General features: G+C 72.4%; 18 protein-coding genes, 1 tRNA gene and 1 riboswitch. Of the genes, 7 read left to right on the forward strand and 12 right to left on the reverse strand.

What is annotated here, in order from left to right; genetic code table 11:
• Nucleotides 1-256 precede the first annotated feature (256 nt).
• The gene (locus QK440_RS32360) at nt 257-2,575 is read left to right on the forward strand and encodes a transglycosylase domain-containing protein (RefSeq protein ID WP_282796836.1); all 2,319 of its coding nucleotides are present in this window, start codon (nt 257-259) and stop codon (nt 2,573-2,575) included.
• Nucleotides 2,576-3,021: 446 nt separating this feature from the next.
• Here QK440_RS32360 and QK440_RS32365 read toward each other — a convergent pair whose 3' ends face one another.
• The 3 genes from QK440_RS32365 to QK440_RS32375 all read right to left on the reverse strand — a co-directional run bounded on the left by QK440_RS32365 (nt 3,022) and on the right by QK440_RS32375 (nt 4,256).
• Nucleotides 3,022-3,342 carry a multidrug efflux SMR transporter gene (locus tag QK440_RS32365; protein WP_282796809.1) on the reverse strand — a complete coding sequence of 107 codons (321 nt, stop codon included), beginning with the start codon at nt 3,340-3,342 and terminating at the stop codon, nt 3,022-3,024.
• A gap of 29 nt (nt 3,343-3,371) precedes the next feature.
• A riboswitch (guanidine-III (ykkC-III) riboswitch) is annotated at nt 3,372-3,442 on the reverse strand.
• An 88-nt stretch (nt 3,443-3,530) separates the two neighbouring features.
• Nucleotides 3,531-3,833: a co-chaperone GroES gene (locus QK440_RS32370; RefSeq protein WP_165264756.1), complete on the reverse strand. Its 303-nt coding sequence runs from the start codon at nt 3,831-3,833 to the stop codon at nt 3,531-3,533.
• Between the two features lie 96 nt (nt 3,834-3,929).
• Nucleotides 3,930-4,256 (reverse strand): DUF3618 domain-containing protein, encoded by a 327-nt coding sequence (locus QK440_RS32375; RefSeq protein ID WP_282796810.1) that lies wholly within the window; start codon nt 4,254-4,256, stop codon nt 3,930-3,932.
• A 143-nt stretch (nt 4,257-4,399) separates the two neighbouring features.
• Here QK440_RS32375 and bcp point away from each other — a divergent pair, with 143 nt between their 5' ends.
• The 3 genes from bcp to QK440_RS32390 all read left to right on the forward strand — a co-directional run bounded on the left by bcp (nt 4,400) and on the right by QK440_RS32390 (nt 6,716).
• Nucleotides 4,400-4,867, forward strand: coding sequence for a thioredoxin-dependent thiol peroxidase (gene bcp / locus QK440_RS32380; RefSeq protein ID WP_282796811.1), 468 nt, complete (start codon nt 4,400-4,402; stop codon nt 4,865-4,867).
• Nucleotides 4,868-5,058: 191 nt separating this feature from the next.
• On the forward strand, nt 5,059-6,585 hold the full coding sequence (gene proP, locus QK440_RS32385) for a glycine betaine/L-proline transporter ProP (protein WP_282796812.1): 1,527 nt from the start codon (nt 5,059-5,061) through the stop codon (nt 6,583-6,585).
• A gap of 47 nt (nt 6,586-6,632) precedes the next feature.
• Nucleotides 6,633-6,716, forward strand: a tRNA-Leu gene (locus QK440_RS32390).
• 132 nt (nt 6,717-6,848) lie between these two features.
• Here QK440_RS32390 and rdgB read toward each other — a convergent pair.
• The 4 genes from rdgB to QK440_RS32410 form a co-directional block, all read right to left on the reverse strand.
• A complete protein-coding gene (rdgB, locus tag QK440_RS32395) occupies nt 6,849-7,451 on the reverse strand; it encodes an RdgB/HAM1 family non-canonical purine NTP pyrophosphatase (protein WP_282796813.1) in 603 nt (200 codons plus the stop codon).
• Nucleotides 7,452-7,515: 64 nt separating this feature from the next.
• A complete protein-coding gene (locus QK440_RS32400; RefSeq protein WP_282796814.1) occupies nt 7,516-7,914 on the reverse strand; it encodes a hypothetical protein in 399 nt (132 codons plus the stop codon).
• A 169-nt stretch (nt 7,915-8,083) separates the two neighbouring features.
• Nucleotides 8,084-8,815: a ribonuclease PH gene (rph, locus tag QK440_RS32405; RefSeq protein ID WP_282796815.1), complete on the reverse strand. Its 732-nt coding sequence runs from the start codon at nt 8,813-8,815 to the stop codon at nt 8,084-8,086.
• A 240-nt stretch (nt 8,816-9,055) separates the two neighbouring features.
• On the reverse strand, nt 9,056-9,289 hold the full coding sequence (locus QK440_RS32410) for a PTS glucose/sucrose transporter subunit IIB (protein ID WP_190138600.1): 234 nt from the start codon (nt 9,287-9,289) through the stop codon (nt 9,056-9,058).
• Between the two features lie 220 nt (nt 9,290-9,509).
• Between QK440_RS32410 and QK440_RS32415 the strand changes: the two genes are divergently transcribed.
• Both QK440_RS32415 and QK440_RS32420 read left to right on the forward strand, forming a co-directional pair.
• Entirely contained in the window at nt 9,510-10,823 is a 1,314-nt protein-coding gene (locus tag QK440_RS32415) for a PTS transporter subunit EIIC (RefSeq protein ID WP_282796816.1), read from the forward strand.
• 228 nt (nt 10,824-11,051) lie between these two features.
• Nucleotides 11,052-12,302, forward strand: a complete 1,251-nt coding sequence (locus QK440_RS32420; protein WP_282796817.1) for a PTS transporter subunit EIIC — start codon at nt 11,052-11,054, stop codon at nt 12,300-12,302.
• Between the two features lie 136 nt (nt 12,303-12,438).
• On the opposite strand, the gene QK440_RS32425 is transcribed toward QK440_RS32420, so the two are convergent.
• Together QK440_RS32425 and QK440_RS32430 are read right to left on the reverse strand one after the other, a co-directional pair.
• Nucleotides 12,439-13,191 carry an MBL fold metallo-hydrolase gene (locus QK440_RS32425; protein WP_282796818.1) on the reverse strand — a complete coding sequence of 251 codons (753 nt, stop codon included), beginning with the start codon at nt 13,189-13,191 and terminating at the stop codon, nt 12,439-12,441.
• Nucleotides 13,192-13,428: 237 nt separating this feature from the next.
• Entirely contained in the window at nt 13,429-14,472 is a 1,044-nt protein-coding gene (locus tag QK440_RS32430) for an RICIN domain-containing protein (RefSeq protein ID WP_282796819.1), read from the reverse strand.
• 170 nt (nt 14,473-14,642) lie between these two features.
• Between QK440_RS32430 and QK440_RS32435 the strand changes: the two genes are divergently transcribed.
• On the forward strand, nt 14,643-15,074 hold the full coding sequence (locus tag QK440_RS32435; protein WP_282796820.1) for a type II toxin-antitoxin system PemK/MazF family toxin: 432 nt from the start codon (nt 14,643-14,645) through the stop codon (nt 15,072-15,074).
• Between the two features lie 124 nt (nt 15,075-15,198).
• Here the strand turns inward: QK440_RS32435 and QK440_RS32440 are convergent, their stop codons facing one another.
• From QK440_RS32440 to QK440_RS41480, 3 genes are all read right to left on the reverse strand, one after another.
• Entirely contained in the window at nt 15,199-16,149 is a 951-nt protein-coding gene (locus QK440_RS32440; protein WP_282796821.1) for a cysteine synthase, read from the reverse strand.
• A 6-nt stretch (nt 16,150-16,155) separates the two neighbouring features.
• The gene (locus tag QK440_RS32445; protein WP_282796822.1) at nt 16,156-16,443 is read right to left on the reverse strand and encodes a MoaD/ThiS family protein; all 288 of its coding nucleotides are present in this window, start codon (nt 16,441-16,443) and stop codon (nt 16,156-16,158) included.
• A gap of 181 nt (nt 16,444-16,624) precedes the next feature.
• A complete protein-coding gene (locus tag QK440_RS41480) occupies nt 16,625-16,729 on the reverse strand; it encodes a putative leader peptide (RefSeq protein ID WP_318783814.1) in 105 nt (34 codons plus the stop codon).
• Nucleotides 16,730-16,760: the final 31 nt, after the last annotated feature.

Genomic DNA, 16,760 nt, shown 5'->3' on the forward strand with positions numbered 1-16,760 from the left:
CCCCGGTGGCCCCGCCACGACCCGCCTGCGGCCCGTACGCGGTGACGGCCCCGGCGCCGGGCACCGCGAGTCCGCCCCGGGCGCGACCCAGGGCTGGCCCCCCCGCGAGCCCGGCGGGCCCGGCGGCGGGAACGGCAGCGGCGGGAGCGGCGGTGACGGCACGGACGGCACCCCGGCCGCCGCCCCGGACCCCAAGGGCAAGAAGGGCAAGCGGCCCAAGCGCACGGGCTGGCGGCGGCTGATCCCCACCTGGCGCATGGTGCTCGGCAGCTTCCTCCTGCTGGTCCTGCTCGTGGTGGGCGCGTTCATGACGGGCTACTTCCTCGTGGAGATCCCGCCCGCCAACAAGATGGCCACCCGCCAGTCCAACGTGTACACGTACGCGGACGGCACCGTCCTCGCCCGCGACGGCGAGGTCAACCGCGAGAGCGTGCCGCTGTCGAAGGTGCCCAAGCGCGTGCAGCACGCGGTGCTGGCCGCCGAGGACCGCGACTTCTACAGCGAGTCCGCCGTCGACCCGAAGGCGATGATCCGCGCGGCCTGGAACACCCTCACCGGCAAGGGCAAGCAGTCCGGGTCGACGATCACCCAGCAGTACGTGAAGAACTACTACCTGGACCAGGACCAGACGGTCACCCGCAAGGCCAAGGAGTTCTTCATCGCGATCAAGCTGGACCGGGAGGTGAGCAAGGACGACATCCTGCAGGGCTACCTGAACACCAGCTACTTCGGCCGCAGCGCGTACGGCGTGCAGGCCGCGGCGCAGGCGTACTACGGCAAGAACGTCGACGACCTGACCACCGGCCAGGGCGCGTACCTCGCGACGCTGGTGAACTCCCCCAACGCGTACGACGTGGCGACGCACCCGGAGAACAAGTCCCGAGCCCTGGCCCGCTGGAACTACGTCCTGGACGGCATGGTCAAGGAGGGCTGGCTCGACAAGGCCGAGCGGGAGAAGATCAAGTTCCCGATGCCGAAGCAGGCCACGGGCGCGCCCAGCCTGTCCGGCCAGCGCGGCTACGTCGTGAAGGCCATCGAGAACTACCTCTTCGAGCACAAGATCGTCGACGAGGACACGTTCAGCAAGGGCGGCTACCGCATCACCACCACGCTCCAGAAGCCCAAGCAGGACGCCTTCGTGAAGGCCGTCGAGGAGCAGGTGATGTCGAAGGTCGACAAGAAGGCGCGCACGGTCGACCGGAACCTGCGCGTCGGCGGCGCCTCCGTGGACCCGGCGACCGGCGAGGTCGTCGCCATGTACGGCGGCATCGACTACACGAAGCAGTTCATGAACAACGCCACCCGGCGCGACTACCAGGTCGGCTCCACGTTCAAGCCGTTCGTGTTCACCTCGGCCGTGGAGAACGGCTCCACCACCCAGGACGGCCGGCCGATCACGCCGAACACGGTGTACGACGGTGACAACCGCCGCCCGGTCCAGGGCTGGGCCGGCGGCTCGTACGCGCCCGCCAACGAGGACGACGTCAACTACGGCGACATCAGCGTCCGCGAGGCCACCGACAAGTCCGTGAACTCGGTGTACGCGCAGATGGCCGTGGACGTGGGCTCGGAGAAGGTCAAGGAGACCGCGGTCGCGCTCGGCGTCCCGGAGAAGACCCCGGACCTGACCGCGTCGCCGTCGATCGCGCTCGGCCCGTCCACGGCGTCCGTCCTGGACATGACCGAGGCGTACGCGACGCTCGCCAACCACGGCAAGCACGGCACGTACACGCTCGTCGAGAAGATCACCAAGGACGGGCAGGACATCGCGCTGCCGGAGCGCAGGACGTCGTCGGCGGTGAGCCGGGAGGCGGCCGACACCACGACGTCGATCCTGCAGAGCGTGGTGCGGTCCGGCACCGGCCGCGAGGCGCTCGCGGCGGGGCGCCCGGCGGCGGGCAAGACGGGTACGGCGGAGAACGACAAGGCGGCCTGGTTCGCGGGCTACACCCCGGATCTCGCCACCGTGGTCGCCATCATGGGCGCGGACCCGGAGACGGCCGCGCAGACGCCGCTGTACGGGGCGCTCGGCGAGACGCGCATCAACGGCGGCGGCTACCCCGCGAAGGTGTGGGCGCAGTTCACCAGGGACGCGCTGGAGGGCAAGCCCGTCAAGGAGTTCGACCTGGAGCTGGAGCCGGGTTCGCAGGAGCCGGTCGCCCCGGACCCCTCGCAGTCGGCCGAGGAGCCGGAGGAGGGCGACGACAGCGACGGGAGCGACGAGCCCAGCGACGGGCCGACCGGCGACGACGGTGACGCCACCGACGGCGGGGCCACGGACGGCGGCCCGACCGGCGGCCAGGACGACGACGGGGGCCGGTCGCAGGGACAGGGCCAGGGGCCCGGGGGCGGCGGCCAGGACGACGGCGGGCGCTCGCAGGGGCAGACGCAGGGGCCGACGGGTGGCGGTGACCAGGACGACGGCGCCACGGACGGGTCCACCGGGGACGGTGGGGCCTCCGAGGGCGGGGGTGACACCGCCGGGGACGGCGGGGCCCAGGGTGGGCAGACCGCCGGGGCCGGGGCCCTGGGTGGGCTCACCACCGGGGCCGGTGGCCGGGCCCGGGGGGACTAGCGCCCGCCTCGCTGCCGCCGCGCTGCCGGGGTCTTCCCGCCGCGCTGGCGTGGTGTTCTCGCCTCGCTGGCGTGGTGTTCCCGCCGCGCTGGCGTGGTCTTCCCGCCGCGCTGGCGTGGTCTTCCCGCCGCGCTGCCGTGGTCTTGCCGCCGCGGGCCGTCCGTGGCTGGTCGCGCAGTTCCCCGCGCCCCTCAGCCCCCCTGCCACCGGGCCCGGTGGGGAGCTGACGGGGCGCCGGTGCCCTCGGTCGTCGGGTGCGGGCCGTCCGTGGCTGGTCGCGCAGTTCCCCGCGCCCCTCAGCCCCCTGCCACCGGGCCTGGTGGGGAGCTGACGGGGCGCCGGTGCCCTCGGTCGTCGGGTGCGGGCCGTCGGTGGCTGGTCGCGCCGTTCCCCGCGCCCCTTCCAGGGCGCCTGCGGCCCGCCACCGTGTTGCCTGCGGGGCGCCGTCAGCGGCCGCTGGTGGCCTTGAGGCCTACCACCGCCACCAGGAGCAGGCAGACGAAGAAGATGCGGGCCGCGGTGGTGGGTTCGCCCAGGGCGGTCATGCCGACCACCGCGGCGCCCGCGGCGCCGATGCCGACCCAGACGCCGTAGGCCGTGCCGATGGGGAGGGTCTTGGCCGCGTACGACAGCAGCACCATGCTCGCGACGATGCCCGCGCCGGTGAAGACGCTCGGCCACAGGCGGGTGAACCCCTCGGTGAACTTCATGCCGATCGACCAGGCGACTTCGAGCAGACCGGCGACGACGAGCAGGATCCAGGCCATGACGGCACCTCCGAGAACGAGACATCAGGGGTGCGTCGTCTTTGCGTTGGCCCGGTACGGCGCGTCTCGTCGGGGTCCTTCCACGGTAGCAAAGGCAGCCGGAAGGGGCCGGTGACGCTCGTCACCGGCCCCTTCCGCACAACAGCACGACGGCCCGAGGGCCCGACGGGTCGCCCGCGGATCGGCGCCTAGAGGTACAGCCCCGTGGAGTCCTCGGAGCCCTCGAAGCGGTCCGCGGCGACCGCGTGCAGGTCGCGCTCGCGCATCAGCACGTACGGCACGCCCCGGACCTCGACCTCGGCCCGGTCCTCCGGGTCGTACAGGACGCGGTCGCCCGGCTCCACGGTCCGCACGTTCTGCCCCACGGCGACCACCTCGGCCCAGGCCAGGCGGCGGCCGACGGCCGCGGTCGCCGGGATCAGGATGCCGCCGCCGGAGCGCCGCTCGCCCTCGGTGGTGTCCTGGCGCACGAGCACGCGGTCGTGCAGCATCCGGATCGGCAGCTTGTCGTCGTGGGTGCTTGGTTCAGGTGTCTTGGCGCTCACGCCCCGAAACCTACCTGCCCGCGCGCCCTGTACGCCCCCGGGTCAGTCCCTGCGGCGGCGGGCGCCGACCGTGAGGAGCCCCACCAGGCCCACCACGAGCAGCGCCACCGGCACGGCCCGCTCCAGGCGGACCTGGCCGTCGGCCGTGACGAGCTGGCCCTTCACGTCGGAGACGAAGCGGTTCGCCCCGACGTACGCCCGGCCCAGGGTGTGGTCCACGCGGGCCGCGGCCTTGGCCTTCGCGTCTCCGACGATCGTCTTCGGGTGGACCCGCACCCCGATCTCGTCGAGGGTCTCGGCGAGCTGCTCGCGCCGGCGCTTGATGTCCGCCTCGATCTGCGCAGGGGTCCTGGCATCCGCATCCGCCACCGCGCTGCCTCCGTGGGGTGTGTTCCTGTACTCGGTCCTCCACAGTCTGTCAGCTTCGCCCGCGCCGCACCGCACGGCACCCCTATTACGCTCGTCCACGTCACCACCGCTTGATGCGTACGCGCACCGTGAGGAGCCCCAGAATGAGCGAGCGACTGCAGCCCGGCGACACCGCCCCCGCCTTCACCCTGCCCGACGCGGACGGCCGGGAGGTGTCCCTCGCGGACCACAAGGGCCGCAAGGTCATCGTGTACTTCTACCCGGCCGCCCTCACCCCGGGCTGCACCAAGCAGGCCTGCGACTTCACCGACAACCTGGACGCGCTCGCGGCGGCCGGCTACGACGTCATCGGGGTGTCCCCGGACAAGCCGGAGAAGCTCGCGAAGTTCCGCGAGAAGGAGAACCTCAAGGTCACGCTGGTCGGCGACCCCTCCAAGGAGACCCTGGAGGCGTACGGCGCCTACGGCGAGAAGAAGATGTACGGCAAGACGGTGACGGGCGTGATCCGCTCGACCGTGGTCGTGGACGAGGACGGCAAGGTGGAGCACGCCTTCTACAACGTGAAGGCGACCGGCCACGTGGCCAAGATCATCCGCGATCTCGGCATCTGACCCGGGCCACCGGGAACCCGGAGCACCGGGCAGCCGGGGTGCCGGACGCCCGGGGTGACGGGTGCCCGGGGTACCGGAGCCGGTCCCGCCGAGTGTGAGAAAGCCCCCCCTCCTCGGGGGGCTTTCGTTTGCGTTCGTGGAGATCGAGTAGACGCCCTGGTGGACTACCCGCTTCCGAAAGGACCCGCTCCATGGCGGCCACCAGGCACCCGGCCGACCCCGAGGCCGACCCGCTCACGTCCGACGTCGACCCGGAAGCGGTGAAACGTCACCGCACGCTCTTCCGCACCATCAGACGGCGCCGGAACCCGCCCCTGCGGCGTACCGACATCACCGTCACCGACGACGCGGCCGTGCGCCGCGCGGTGAAGGCGGCCTCCCTGGGCAACGCCATGGAGTGGTTCGACTTCGGCATCTACAGCTATCTGGCCGTCACCCTCGGCCATGTGTTCTTCCCGTCCGGGAACGACACGGTCCAGCTCCTCTCCTCCTTCGCCACCTTCGCGGTCTCGTTCCTGGTGAGGCCGCTGGGCGGGATGGTGTTCGGGCCGATGGGCGACAAGGTCGGGCGCAAGAAGGTGCTCGCCCTGACGATGATCCTGATGGCGGTCGGCACCTTCTCCATCGGACTGATCCCGAGCTACGCCACCATCGGCTTCTGGGCGCCGGTGCTGCTGATCCTCTTCCGGCTGGTGCAGGGCTTCTCCACCGGCGGCGAGTACGGCGGCGCGTCCACCTTCATCGCCGAGTACGCGCCCGACAAGCGGCGCGGCTACTTCGGCAGCTTCCTGGAGTTCGGCACCCTCGCCGGGTACGCGGGCGCCGCGGGCCTGGTCACGATCCTGACCACCACGCTCGACGACGGCGCCATGGAGTCCTGGGGCTGGCGCGTGCCGTTCCTGGTCGCGGGTCCGCTCGGCCTGGTCGGGCTCTACCTGCGGATGCGCCTGGACGAGACCCCGGCGTTCCGGAAGCTCACCGACGACAGCCACCACCCGGCCTCGGAGGCCGCCTCCGCCGTCGAGACCTCCGCCAAGGGGGACCTCGCCACGATCTTCCGCCAGTACTGGCCGTCGCTGATCCTGTGCGTCGCCCTGGTCGGCGCGTACAACGTCACCCACTACATGCTCCTGTCGTACATGCCGACGTACCTCTCCGACGAGCTCGGCTACGACGACACGCACGGGCTGCTGATCCTCATCGCCACGATGCTGTTCCTGATGCTGGTGATCAGCCGGGTCGGCGTGCTCTCCGACCGGTTCGGCCGCAAGCCGCTGCTGATGGCCGGCATGGTGGGCTTCCTGGTGCTCTCGGCCCCGGCGTTCCTGCTGATCCAGCAGGGCGCGCTGATCGCGGTCGCGGCGGGGATGCTGATGCTCGGGCTCTCCCTGGTGTGCCTGCTCGGCACCATGTCCGCGACGCTCCCCGCGCTCTTCCCGACGCCCGTGCGCTACGGCTCGCTCTCGGTGGGCTACAACCTCTCCGCCTCGCTGTTCGGCGGCACGGCCCCGCTGGTGATCACCGCGCTGATCAGCGCCACGGGCTCGGACATGATGCCCGCCTACTACTCGATGGCCGCCGCGGCCGTCGGCATCGTCGCCGTCGCCTGCATGAAGGAGACCGCGCAGCGGCCGCTCAGCGGCTCGCCGCCGTGCGTCGCGACCGAGCAGGAGGCCGCCGACCTGGTCGAGGCGCAGGCCACGGCGCCGAAGTTCTGACGCGCCCGCCGGCCGCGGGCGACCGCGCATTACGATGGGCCCGGCACGCGGCCGTGGTGGAATTGGCAGTCACGCTGGGTTTAGGTCCCAGTGGGGTAACACCCGTGAGGGTTCGAGTCCCTCCGGCCGCACGCACGCCGAGGCCCGCCCGTCGGCCGTACGCGCACGAGGGCGCCCCCGCCACCGGTGGGGGCGCCCTTCGCCGTACGGACGCGGGCCGGGTCGCGGCGGCCGTGCGCGGGTGGCCGCCGGTTGCCCGCGGGTCAGGCGACCAGTTCCCGCACCACCGGCACCAGCGCCCGGAAGGCCTTCCCGCGGTGGCTGATCGCGTTCTTCTCCTCGGGGCTCAGCTCGGCGCACGTACGGGTGTCGCCCTCGGGCACCAGGACCGGGTCGTAGCCGAAGCCGTTCGTGCCGGCGGGGGCGTGGCGCAGGGTGCCGGTCAGCCGGCCCTCCACGACGCGCTCGGTGCCGTCGGGCAGGGCGAGCGCCGCGGCGCAGGCGAAGTGGGCGCCGCGGTGGGCGTCGGCGATGTCGCCGAGCTGGGCCAGGAGCAGCTCCAGGTTGGCCCGGTCGTCGCCGTGGCGGCCCGCCCACCGCGCGGAGAAGATGCCGGGCGCCCCGCCGAGCACGTCCACGCACAGGCCGGAGTCGTCGGCGACGGCGGGCAGGCCGGTGGCGCGGGCCAGTGCGTGCGCCTTGAGGAGCGCGTTCTCGGCGAAGGTGACGCCGGTCTCCTTGACGTCGGGCACCTCGGGGTAGGCGTCCGCGCCGACGAGTTCGTGGTCGAGCCCCGCGGCGGCGAGGATCGCGCGGAGCTCGGTGACCTTGTGGGCGTTGCGGGTGGCGAGGATGAGACGGGTCATGGGACCAGTATCGGCCGTCCCGTCGCCGGGACCCGACCGCCCTCCGGGGCACTGCCCGGGCGGGTCAGTCGCCGGTGCACACCTTCGCGAGCTCCTTGGCGGCGTCGGCGGCGGGGCTGAGGTCGGGCGTCCGGTCGCCGCCGTCGGCCGCGGCGCGGATGTTGTCGACGGCCCTGTCCATGTGGTCGATGGCCTTGTCCACGTCGGTGTCCTCGGACTTGTCGCGGATCTCCTTGAGGTTGTCCTCGATGTCGTCGAGCGACTTGTCCGCCTTCGACGGCTCCAGGGCCGCGTCCTGCGCGGCCTCCCGCATCTCCTCCAGGTTGTCGTGGATGGCGTCGGCGGTCTTGACGCAGTCCACGGCCTTGTCGACGGGGTCGCAGGCGGCGAGACCGACCCCGGTTCCCACGACGAGCAGGGCGGTGACGACGGCGGTGACGGTACGGCGGCGGCGCGCGGCCATGGTGTGAATCCCCTCCCGGAAACGGACGGGCGTACGGCTTGGTCCGGACGCCCGCATCCGTAAGAACGCCCGGCCGGGCCCGGACGGTTGCTCGTCCGCCGGGCGTGGCCGAATCCGGACGGTGGCCGACGCCCGTCCAGGGAAGGGGACTTGGCGGTCCCGCCCTCGCCTACAGGGTGGCTTCGAGGGCGGCGCGCTGGTGGGCGGTGAGCTCCGCGCAGCCCGCGACGGCGAGGTCGAGCAGCGCGTTCAGCTCCTCGCGCGCGAACGGCTCGGCCTCGGCGGTGCCCTGCACCTCGACGAAGCGGCCGTCGCCGGTGCACACGACGTTCATGTCGGTGTCGGCCTTGACGTCCTCCTCGTAGGCGAGGTCGAGCAGCGGCACGCCGCCGACGATGCCGACGGACACGGCGCTGACGCTGCCGGTGAGCGGCTTGCGGCCCGCCTTGATCAGCTTCTTGCCCTGCGCCCAGGCGACGGCGTCGGCGAGGGCGACGTACGCGCCGGTGATGGCGGCGGTGCGGGTGCCGCCGTCGGCCTGGAGGACGTCGCAGTCCAGGACGATGGTGTTCTCGCCGAGCGCCTTGTAGTCGATGACGGCGCGCAGGGAGCGGCCGATGAGCCGGGAGATCTCGTGCGTACGGCCGCCGATCCTGCCGCGGACGGACTCGCGGTCGCCGCGGGTGTTCGTGGAGCGCGGCAGCATCGAGTACTCGGCGGTGACCCACCCCTCGCCGCTGCCCTTGCGCCAGCGCGGCACGCCCTCCGTGACGGAGGCCGTGCAGAAGACCTTGGTGTCGCCGAAGGACACGAGGACGGAGCCCTCGGCGTGCTTGCTCCACCCGCGCTCGATGGCGATGGGGCGGAGCTGTTCGGGGGTACGGCCGTCGAATCGAGACATGCCCACGACCCTATAGGCCCCCGGAGCCCCCCATTCCATCCCCACACAACCCCCGCAACCACCCCCTGCCGGCACTCATGCACCGCGCTTCCCCCGCAGCCACCGGCCCGCCTCCGCCGCGGGACCCGGCCCGCGCCCGCGGTGGGCGGCCGGCCCGCACCCCCGCCCCGCGCCACCAGAAAAAAAAGGGGGCGCCGGGCCCGCACCCGGACCCAGCGCCCCCCCAGCGGGAGCCACCCCTCACATCATGTCTTCGATCTCCGCCGCGATCGGGTCCGCGTCCGTCCCGATGACGACCTGGATCGCGGTGCCCATCTTCACCACACCGTGCGCGCCCGCGGCCTTCAGGGCCGCCTCGTCGACCAGGTCCGCGTCGTTGACCTCGGTACGCAGACGCGTGATGCAGCCCTCGACCTCTTCGATGTTGTCGATGCCGCCGAGCCCGGCAACGATCTTCTCAGCCTTGCTGGCCATTGCTTTCTCCCTGCTGTGAAAGGACGCGGCCACGACACCGTAGGCCCGCTTCGTCACGGTAACGCACGGTTGGCCCATCTTCGCGGGCGGTCGCGACGGCGGTCCCTCACCATGGCGATCAAGGTGTCGTCCCTGACCAGGGCCACCGCGCACCCGTCCGCAACTGGTCTACACCAGTTTCCGACCACCGCCAAACCGACCGGTCCCAGGAGGAGCGCCGATGACTTCCGACGCCGTCGCGGCACCGCGCAAGAAGCGCTGGAGCGGCCTCTTCCAGGGCCTGCAGAAGATGGGCCGCAGCCTCCAGCTCCCCATCGCGGTGCTGCCCGCCGCCGGCATCCTCAACCGGCTCGGCCAGCCGGACGTCTTCGGCGACGACGGCCTGGGCTGGACGAACGTGGCCAAGGTGTTCGCGGCCGCGGGCGGCGCCCTGCTCGACTCCTCGCTGGGCCTGCCCCTGCTGTTCTGCATCGGCGTCGCGATCGGGATGGCCAAGAAGGCGGACGGCTCCACGGCCCTCGCCGCCGTCGCGGGCTTCCTCGTCTACTACGCGGTCCTGCGCGCCTTCCCCGACGACTGCCCGGCGGGCGCCGACTTCGCCGGGGCCGGGATGTGGAGCGGCGTCTGCGTGACCGGCGAGGGGGCGCCCACCCAGGCCGCGTACCAGAACCCCGGCGTCTTCGGCGGCATCGTCATGGGCCTGCTCACCGCCCGGCTCTGGCAGCGCTACCACCGCGTGCGCCTCGTGGACTGGCTCGGCTTCTTCAACGGCCGCCGCCTGGTGCCGATCATCATGGCCTTCGTCGGCCTGGTCTTCGCGGGCCTGTGCGTCTGGGTCTGGCCGCCCGTCGGCGACGCCCTGACCAGCTTCTCCAAGTGGCTGGTGGACCTCGGCTGGCTCGGCTCGGGCATCTTCGGCGTCGCCAACCGGGCACTGCTCACGGTGGGGCTGCACCAGTTCCTGAACACCTTCGTGTGGTTCCAGTTCGGCGACTACACCAAGGCGGACGGCACGGTCGTCCACGGCGACATCAACCGCTTCCTCGCCGGGGACCCCACGGCGGGCCAGTTCACCTCGGGCTTCTTCCCGATCATGATGTTCGCGCTGCCCGCCGCGGCCCTCGCGATCACGCACGCGGCCCGCCCGGAGCGGCGCAAGGTCGTCGGCGGCATGATGCTCTCCGTCGGCCTGACCTCCTTCGTCACCGGCATCACCGAGCCGATCGAGTACTCCTTCCTCTTCATCGCCCCGGCCCTGTACGCGCTGCACGCGGTGCTCACCGGCGTCTCCATGGCCGTGACGTGGGGGCTCGGCGTGAAGGACGGCTTCAGCTTCTCCGCGGGCCTGATCGACTACGTCATCAACTGGAGCCTGGCCACCAAGCCGTGGCTGATCATCCCGATCGGCCTGGTCTTCGCAGCGGTGTATTACGGCCTGTTCCGGTTCGTCATCCACAAGTTCGACCTGCCCACGCCGGGCCGCGAACCGGAGGAAGAGACACAGGCCTTGGACGCAGAACAGACCAAGGCGTAGGACTCAACCGGAACCTTCCCCGGCCGTCCCCTCAGGCCCTCGGAGCCCCGCTCCGGGGGCCTTTCGCGACCCTTGTGACGGTATGGCCCAGCCCACAGGAATGGCGGGTTCCTTATGTCGCCTTAACCGTGTTACAACAGGTCTACACCACTTAGTGGTGTAGACCACCCCGGCTGCTGTCGCACCCCCAACTGTCCCCCTGACAGCCGCCCGCACATGGAGGAAGTCATGAGTACGGCCACCGCCAAGGCGGCCCCCGCGAAGAAGCGGGGCGCCGGCCTGTTGCAGGGCCTGCAGAAGGTCGGCCGCAGCCTGCAGCTGCCCATCGCCGTGCTGCCGGCGGCGGGCATCCTGCTGCGCCTCGGCCAGCCGGACGTGTTCGGCGCCGACGGCCTCGGCTGGGGCAAGGTCGCCACGGTCTTCGCCAACGCCGGTGACGCCGTCTTCGCGAACATGCCGATGCTGTTCTGCATCGGCGTCGCGATCGGCTTCGCCAAGAAGGCGGACGGCTCCACGGCGCTCGCCGCGCTCGTCGGCTTCCTGGTCTACACGAACGTCCTGAAGGCGTTCCCCGTGACCGAGGCGAAGGTCACCGAGGGCGCCGACATCGCCGCCACGTACAACGACCCCAAGGTCTTCGGCGGCATCATCATGGGCCTGATCTCCGCCGTGGTGTGGCAGAAGTTCCACCGCACCAAGCTGGTGGACTGGCTCGGCTTCTTCAACGGCCGCCGCCTGGTGCCGATCATCATGGCCTTCATCGGCACCGCCCTGGGCGTCTTCTTCGGCCTGGCCTGGGGCCCGGTCGGCGACGCCATCACCAGCTTCGGCGAGTGGATGACCGACCTCGGCTCGGTCGGCGCGGGCATCTTCGGCGTGGTCAACCGCGCGCTCCTTCCGGTCGGCATGCACCAGTTCGTGAACACCGTCGCCTGGCAGGAGATCGGCTCCTTCACCGACTCGGCCGGTGCCGTCTGGCACGGCGACATCCAGCGCTTCATGCACGGCGACCCGACCGCCGGGCAGTTCATGTCGGGCTTCTTCCCGATCATGATGTTCGCGCTGCCCGCCGTCGCGCTCGCCATCACCCACACGGCCCGCCCCGAGCGCCGCAAGGTCGTCGGCGGCATGATGCTGTCCCTCGCGCTGACCTCGTTCGTCACCGGCATCACCGAGCCGATCGAGTTCGCGTTCATGTTCATCGCCCCGGTCCTCTACGTCATCCACGCGGTCCTCACGGCCGTCGCCATGACGGTCACCTGGGCCCTCGGCGTGCACCACGGCTTCACCTTCTCGGCCGGCGCGATCGACTACGTGCTGAACTGGAAGTTCGCCGAGAAGCCCTGGCTGATCATCCCGATCGGCCTGGTGTTCGCAGCCGTCTACTACGTGGTCTTCCGCTTCGCGATCGTCAAGTTCGACATCCCCACCCCGGGCCGCGAGCCCGAGGAGGAGGTCGAGGACCTGACGAAGGCGTAGCGCCCCGCGCCCGCCGCGCACGAAGGCCCCGGAACCGCTGAGGTTCCGGGGCCTTCGCCGTCGTGGGCCGTACGTCGTACGGGGATGGCGCGCGGGCCGTCGTACGGGAGGGCGGCGCGCGGAAGGCGCCGCCGGCTCAGAGGTGGTACGTCGCTCCGGGCGCCGCGAGGCCGGTGGGGCCGTCGAACGCGGCGCGGGCGTCCGCGAGGTTCACGTCCGCGTCCGTCCACGGCGGGATGTGCGTGAGGACGAGACGGCCCACGCCCGCGCGCCGGGCGGACTCGCCCGCCTCGCGGCCGTTGAGGTGCAGGTCGGGGATGTCCTCCTTGCCGTGCGTGAACGCGGCCTCGCACAGGAACAGGTCGCTGCCCGCGGCGAGTTCGTCGAGCGCCTCGCACGGGCCCGTGTCGCCGGAGTACGTCAGGGACGCCCCGCCGTGCTCGACGCGTACGCCGTAGGCCTCCACCGGGTGGCACACCCGCTCGGTCCGCACCGAGAACGGGCCGATGTCGAAGGCGCCCGGCTTGACCGTGTGGAAGTCGAAGACCTCGCTCATCGAGGACGCGGAGGGCGTGTCGGCGTACGCCGTGGTCAGGCGCTGCTCGGTGCCCTCGGGGCCGTACACCGGGATGGGCGCGCAGCGGCCGCCCTCGTGCCGGTAGTAACGGGCCACGAAGTACGCGCACATGTCGATGCAGTGGTCGGCGTGCAGATGGCTGAGGAAGATCGCGTCGAGGTCGTACAGACCGATGTGGCGCTGCAGCTCGCCGAGGGCGCCGTTGCCCATGTCGAGCAGCAACCGGAAGCCGTCGGCCTCGACGAGGTAGCTCGAGCAGGCCGAGTCCGCGGACGGAAACGACCCCGAGCAGCCGACGACGGTGAGCTTCATATAGCTGGAACCTCCGCGCTGCGGTCGGGGGGACGGGGGGCGTGCGGTCCGACGAGCGTAAGGCGCAAAAGGGCGCCTCGCTCCTCCGTCGTGGGCCGTTGTGGGCGATGTCACCGGTCACGTCACTCTTCCCCCGTAGTTCCACGGGGCGGGCGTAACCTCCCGGGACGCGCGGCGGCGCGGTGCCGGTGCGGACCACCGGGCCCGGGCCGGGCGACGGCCGCGGCCCGGGCCGCCTCAGCGGGCGGACGCGGTGTCGGCGTCGATGAAGAACACCTGGTCGACGCGGTCGGCGCAGGGCTCCTGCCGGGCCGTGGCGCCCTCGGTGGTGGACCGGCCGGTGATGCCCACGCAGACCTTCCGGTCGGGGGTGTGCAGCGTGTGAATGCGGTAGGTGTTGGGCACGGGCGCCTCGACGGCCTCGATGAGGAAGACGTTCGCGCCCGCGCAGTCGTTGGTGGGTTCCAGCAGGTCGGGCACCGTGCTGAAGGGGAACACCATGAGGCAGCGCACGCCCGCCTGGGTGCTGTGCCACTGGAGCTTGAAAAGGCCGTCGCCCCGCGGCACCAGGTACGTGCGCGGGGAGGCGGCCTGCGCGCACGGGCGCTGCACGGCGACCGGCACGTTCAGGACGCCCGCGCGCCCCTCGGTCAGGCACAGGTGCGGCGCGCCGGCCGGGCGGATCTTGATCCAGCCCTCCTGGAGGCCGGGGAAGGAGCCCTGGGCGAAGTGCGCGCCCGGCTGGCCGTCGCAGGACCACTGGCGCAGCGGCGCGCCGTCGGTGACGGCGGAGCCGGCGACCTCCAGGCACGTGGCAGGACCGGCCGCCACCGGGTGGATCAGCGCGGCGTCCCCGCGGTCCTCGAAGCGGAAGCTGGCGCCGGGCCCGCTGCCGCAGTCCGCCTGGACGACGGCGGCCCCGGCGTCGGGGCGGGAGCCCTCCACCGCCAGGCACTTGCCGCTGAGGGCGCTGACGATGTGCACCGCGCCGCTCTGGACCGTGGACGCCTTCAGGTACCACAGCGCGCCCTCCCGCCCGGCGCAGCGCCGCTGCCGGACCGGCTCACCGCTGTCCTGGGTGGCCACCTCCAGGCACTTGCCGGTGTGGGTCGCGGCGATGTTGGTCCGCTGGCCCGCGCCGGCGGCCGCGCCGTGCGCCGCCGGGCCGCCGGCCGTCAGCAGGGCGCAGACCAGGGCCAGGGCCAAGGCCAAGGCCAAGGCGGAGACCCGCACCGGGGCCGCGGTGTCGGCGTGCGGACGGGACCGGCGGAACCTCAGCATGGAGCTCTCCATCCCTGGGAACCCGCCCGCGGGCACGGGCGTGGCGCCGCCCGATGCTCCCCGCCCCCGCTGACACCGGGCTGACGGGGGCCCTGGCCGCCGCCGCGGCACGCGCCCCCGGCCGGGGGTGTGCCGGGGCGGGCGCGCGGGGGCGCCGGTACCGTCGGGGTATGGACACGTCCTGGTGGCCGGCCCTCGTCGCCGTGGTGGTCCTCGCGCTCGTGGTCACCGTGGTGGACGCCTGGGGGCGCGGGGTCTCGCGGCGCGCCGCGCGCCGGGGGCGGCGCGGGGGCTCCGGGCCCGCGCGGGGCCGGGTGCGGGCCGGGGAGATCTGGTGGGCGCAGACGGGCGAGGCGGAGTGCCCCTTCCTCGTGCTGTCCGTACGCGGTGACGCCGTGCGCGTCGCGGCGATCACGACCCGCTTCCACGAGGAGCGCGGCGGCGTCATCCCGCTGCCGCCCGGCACCGTCGGCGACGTCCGGGGCCGCCCCCGCTACCTGGAGCCGGACGACGTGCGGGACCTGCCCCTGAGCGACCTCCGCCGCCGCTCCGGAACGGCGGACCCGGTCCTGTGGGACCAGGTACGCCACCTGACGGAGTGAGGGGACCGGCGACCTCGCACGGAACCCCGACGGCGTACGCGCGGCCGTACACGGTCGAGCGCGCTGTACGGGCGGGCGGGCGGGAAAGGGAAGCCCGTTCTCCCGGCCCGGCCCGAGGGCGCGGCTACGCCCAGAGCTGGCCCTGCACCGCCGCGATGGCCTCCTCCGTCGTCGCCGCCGTGTACAGCCCCGTCGAGAGGTACTTCCAGCCGCCGTCGGCCACGATGAACACGATGTCCGCGGACTCGCCCGCCTTGAGGGCCTTGCGGCCCACGCCGATCGCCGCGTGCAGGGCCGCCCCGGTGGAGACCCCGGCGAAGATGCCCTCCTGCCGCAGCAGCTCCCGCGTGCGCGTCACCGCGTCGGCGGAGCCGACGGAGAACCGGGAGGTGAGCACGGAGGCGTCGTACAGCTCGGGCACGAACCCCTCGTCGAGGTTGCGCAGGCCGTACACCAGGTCGTCGTAGCGCGGCTCGGCGGCGACGATCCGCACGTCGGGCTTGTGCTCGCGCAGGTAGCGCCCGACGCCCATGAGGGTGCCGGTGGTGCCGAGCCCGGCCACGAAGTGGGTGATCGAGGGCAGGTCGGCGAGGATCTCGGGCCCGGTGGTGGCGTAGTGGGCGCCCGCGTTGTCCGGGTTGCCGTACTGGTAGAGCATCACCCAGTCGGGGTGCTCGGCCGCGAGTTCCTTGGCGATCCGCACCGCCGTGTTGGAGCCCCCCGCTGCGGGCGACGAGATGATCTCGGCGCCCCACATGGCGAGGAGGTCGCGCCGCTCCTGCGAGGTGTTCTCCGGCATGACGCACACCATGCGATAGCCCTTGAGCCGGGCCGCCATGGCGAGGGAGATGCCGGTGTTGCCGGAGGTCGGTTCGAGGATGGTGCAGCCGGGCGTCAACCGGCCGTCCTTCTCGGCCTGTTCGACCATGTGGAGCGCGGGCCGGTCCTTGGTGGAGCCGGTCGGGTTGCGGTCCTCCAGCTTGGCCCAGACGCGGACCTCGGCGGACGGCGACAGGCGCGGGAGGCGGACCAGGGGCGTGTTGCCGACGGCCGCGAGCGGGGAGTCGTAGCGCATGCGTCGTCAGCTCATGCCGCCCGCGACGGCGGGCAGGATCGTGACGCTGTCGCCGTCGCTGAGCTTGGTGGACACGCCGTCCAGGAAGCGGACGTCCTCGTCGTTCAGGTACACGTTCACGAACCGGCGCAGCTCGTTGCCCTTGTCCTTGTCGACGAGGCGCTCCTGGATGCCCGCGTGCCGGGTCTCGAGGTCGGCGAAGAGCGCGGCGATGGTGTCGCCGTTGCCCTCGACGGCCTTCTCGCCGCCGGTGTAGGTGCGGAGGATGGTCGGGATGCGGACCTCGATGGCCATGGGGTGGGCTCCTGTCGGGAGGAAGGGGCGGTGGTGATCGAACGCGGTCCGGACGGGACCGGGCGGTACGGCGGCCGGGGGCGCCCGGGACGCCCGGCGGCCGGAGGTACGGCGCCCCGGGGCGCGGCGGGAGGGCGGGCGGCGCCGCGGTGCCGGCCGGGCTGCGGCGCCCGTCGGCGCCTCAGCGCCGACAGATGGCGCTGGCGAGACGGCACAGGTCGACGTGCAGCCGGCCGACGAGCAGGGCGCCCGGCGTCGTATCGATGCTCACGTCGTTCGAAACCATGCGGTCATCGTAACGATTCCCGGTCCGGGTC

Origin of the sequence: Streptomyces sp. CC224B (assembly GCF_030010595.1) — a bacterium.
In the GTDB taxonomy this organism is placed as follows: domain Bacteria; phylum Actinomycetota; class Actinomycetes; order Streptomycetales; family Streptomycetaceae; genus Streptomyces; species Streptomyces longispororuber.

Bases quoted from the DNA above. Each gene is read 5' to 3' on its own strand.
- QK440_RS32360 (WP_282796836.1), top strand. From the start codon at position 257: ATGGTGCTCGGCAGCTTCCTCCTGCTGGTCCTGCTCGTGGTGGGCGCG.
- QK440_RS32365 (WP_282796809.1), bottom strand. From the start codon at position 3,342: ATGGCCTGGATCCTGCTCGTCGTCGCCGGTCTGCTCGAAGTCGCCTGG.
- QK440_RS32370 (WP_165264756.1), bottom strand. From the start codon at position 3,833: ATGCTGCACGACCGCGTGCTCGTGCGCCAGGACACCACCGAGGGCGAG.
- bcp (WP_282796811.1), top strand. From the start codon at position 4,400: ATGAGCGAGCGACTGCAGCCCGGCGACACCGCCCCCGCCTTCACCCTG.
- proP (WP_282796812.1), top strand. From the start codon at position 5,059: ATGGCGGCCACCAGGCACCCGGCCGACCCCGAGGCCGACCCGCTCACG.
- rdgB (WP_282796813.1), bottom strand. From the start codon at position 7,451: ATGACCCGTCTCATCCTCGCCACCCGCAACGCCCACAAGGTCACCGAG.
- QK440_RS32400 (WP_282796814.1), bottom strand. From the start codon at position 7,914: ATGGCCGCGCGCCGCCGCCGTACCGTCACCGCCGTCGTCACCGCCCTG.
- rph (WP_282796815.1), bottom strand. From the start codon at position 8,815: ATGTCTCGATTCGACGGCCGTACCCCCGAACAGCTCCGCCCCATCGCC.
- QK440_RS32410 (WP_190138600.1), bottom strand. From the start codon at position 9,289: ATGGCCAGCAAGGCTGAGAAGATCGTTGCCGGGCTCGGCGGCATCGAC.
- QK440_RS32415 (WP_282796816.1), top strand. From the start codon at position 9,510: ATGACTTCCGACGCCGTCGCGGCACCGCGCAAGAAGCGCTGGAGCGGC.
- QK440_RS32420 (WP_282796817.1), top strand. From the start codon at position 11,052: ATGAGTACGGCCACCGCCAAGGCGGCCCCCGCGAAGAAGCGGGGCGCC.
- QK440_RS32425 (WP_282796818.1), bottom strand. From the start codon at position 13,191: ATGAAGCTCACCGTCGTCGGCTGCTCGGGGTCGTTTCCGTCCGCGGAC.
- QK440_RS32430 (WP_282796819.1), bottom strand. From the start codon at position 14,472: ATGCTGAGGTTCCGCCGGTCCCGTCCGCACGCCGACACCGCGGCCCCG.
- QK440_RS32435 (WP_282796820.1), top strand. From the start codon at position 14,643: ATGGACACGTCCTGGTGGCCGGCCCTCGTCGCCGTGGTGGTCCTCGCG.
- QK440_RS32440 (WP_282796821.1), bottom strand. From the start codon at position 16,149: ATGCGCTACGACTCCCCGCTCGCGGCCGTCGGCAACACGCCCCTGGTC.
- QK440_RS32445 (WP_282796822.1), bottom strand. From the start codon at position 16,443: ATGGCCATCGAGGTCCGCATCCCGACCATCCTCCGCACCTACACCGGC.
- QK440_RS41480 (WP_318783814.1), bottom strand. From the start codon at position 16,729: ATGGTTTCGAACGACGTGAGCATCGATACGACGCCGGGCGCCCTGCTC.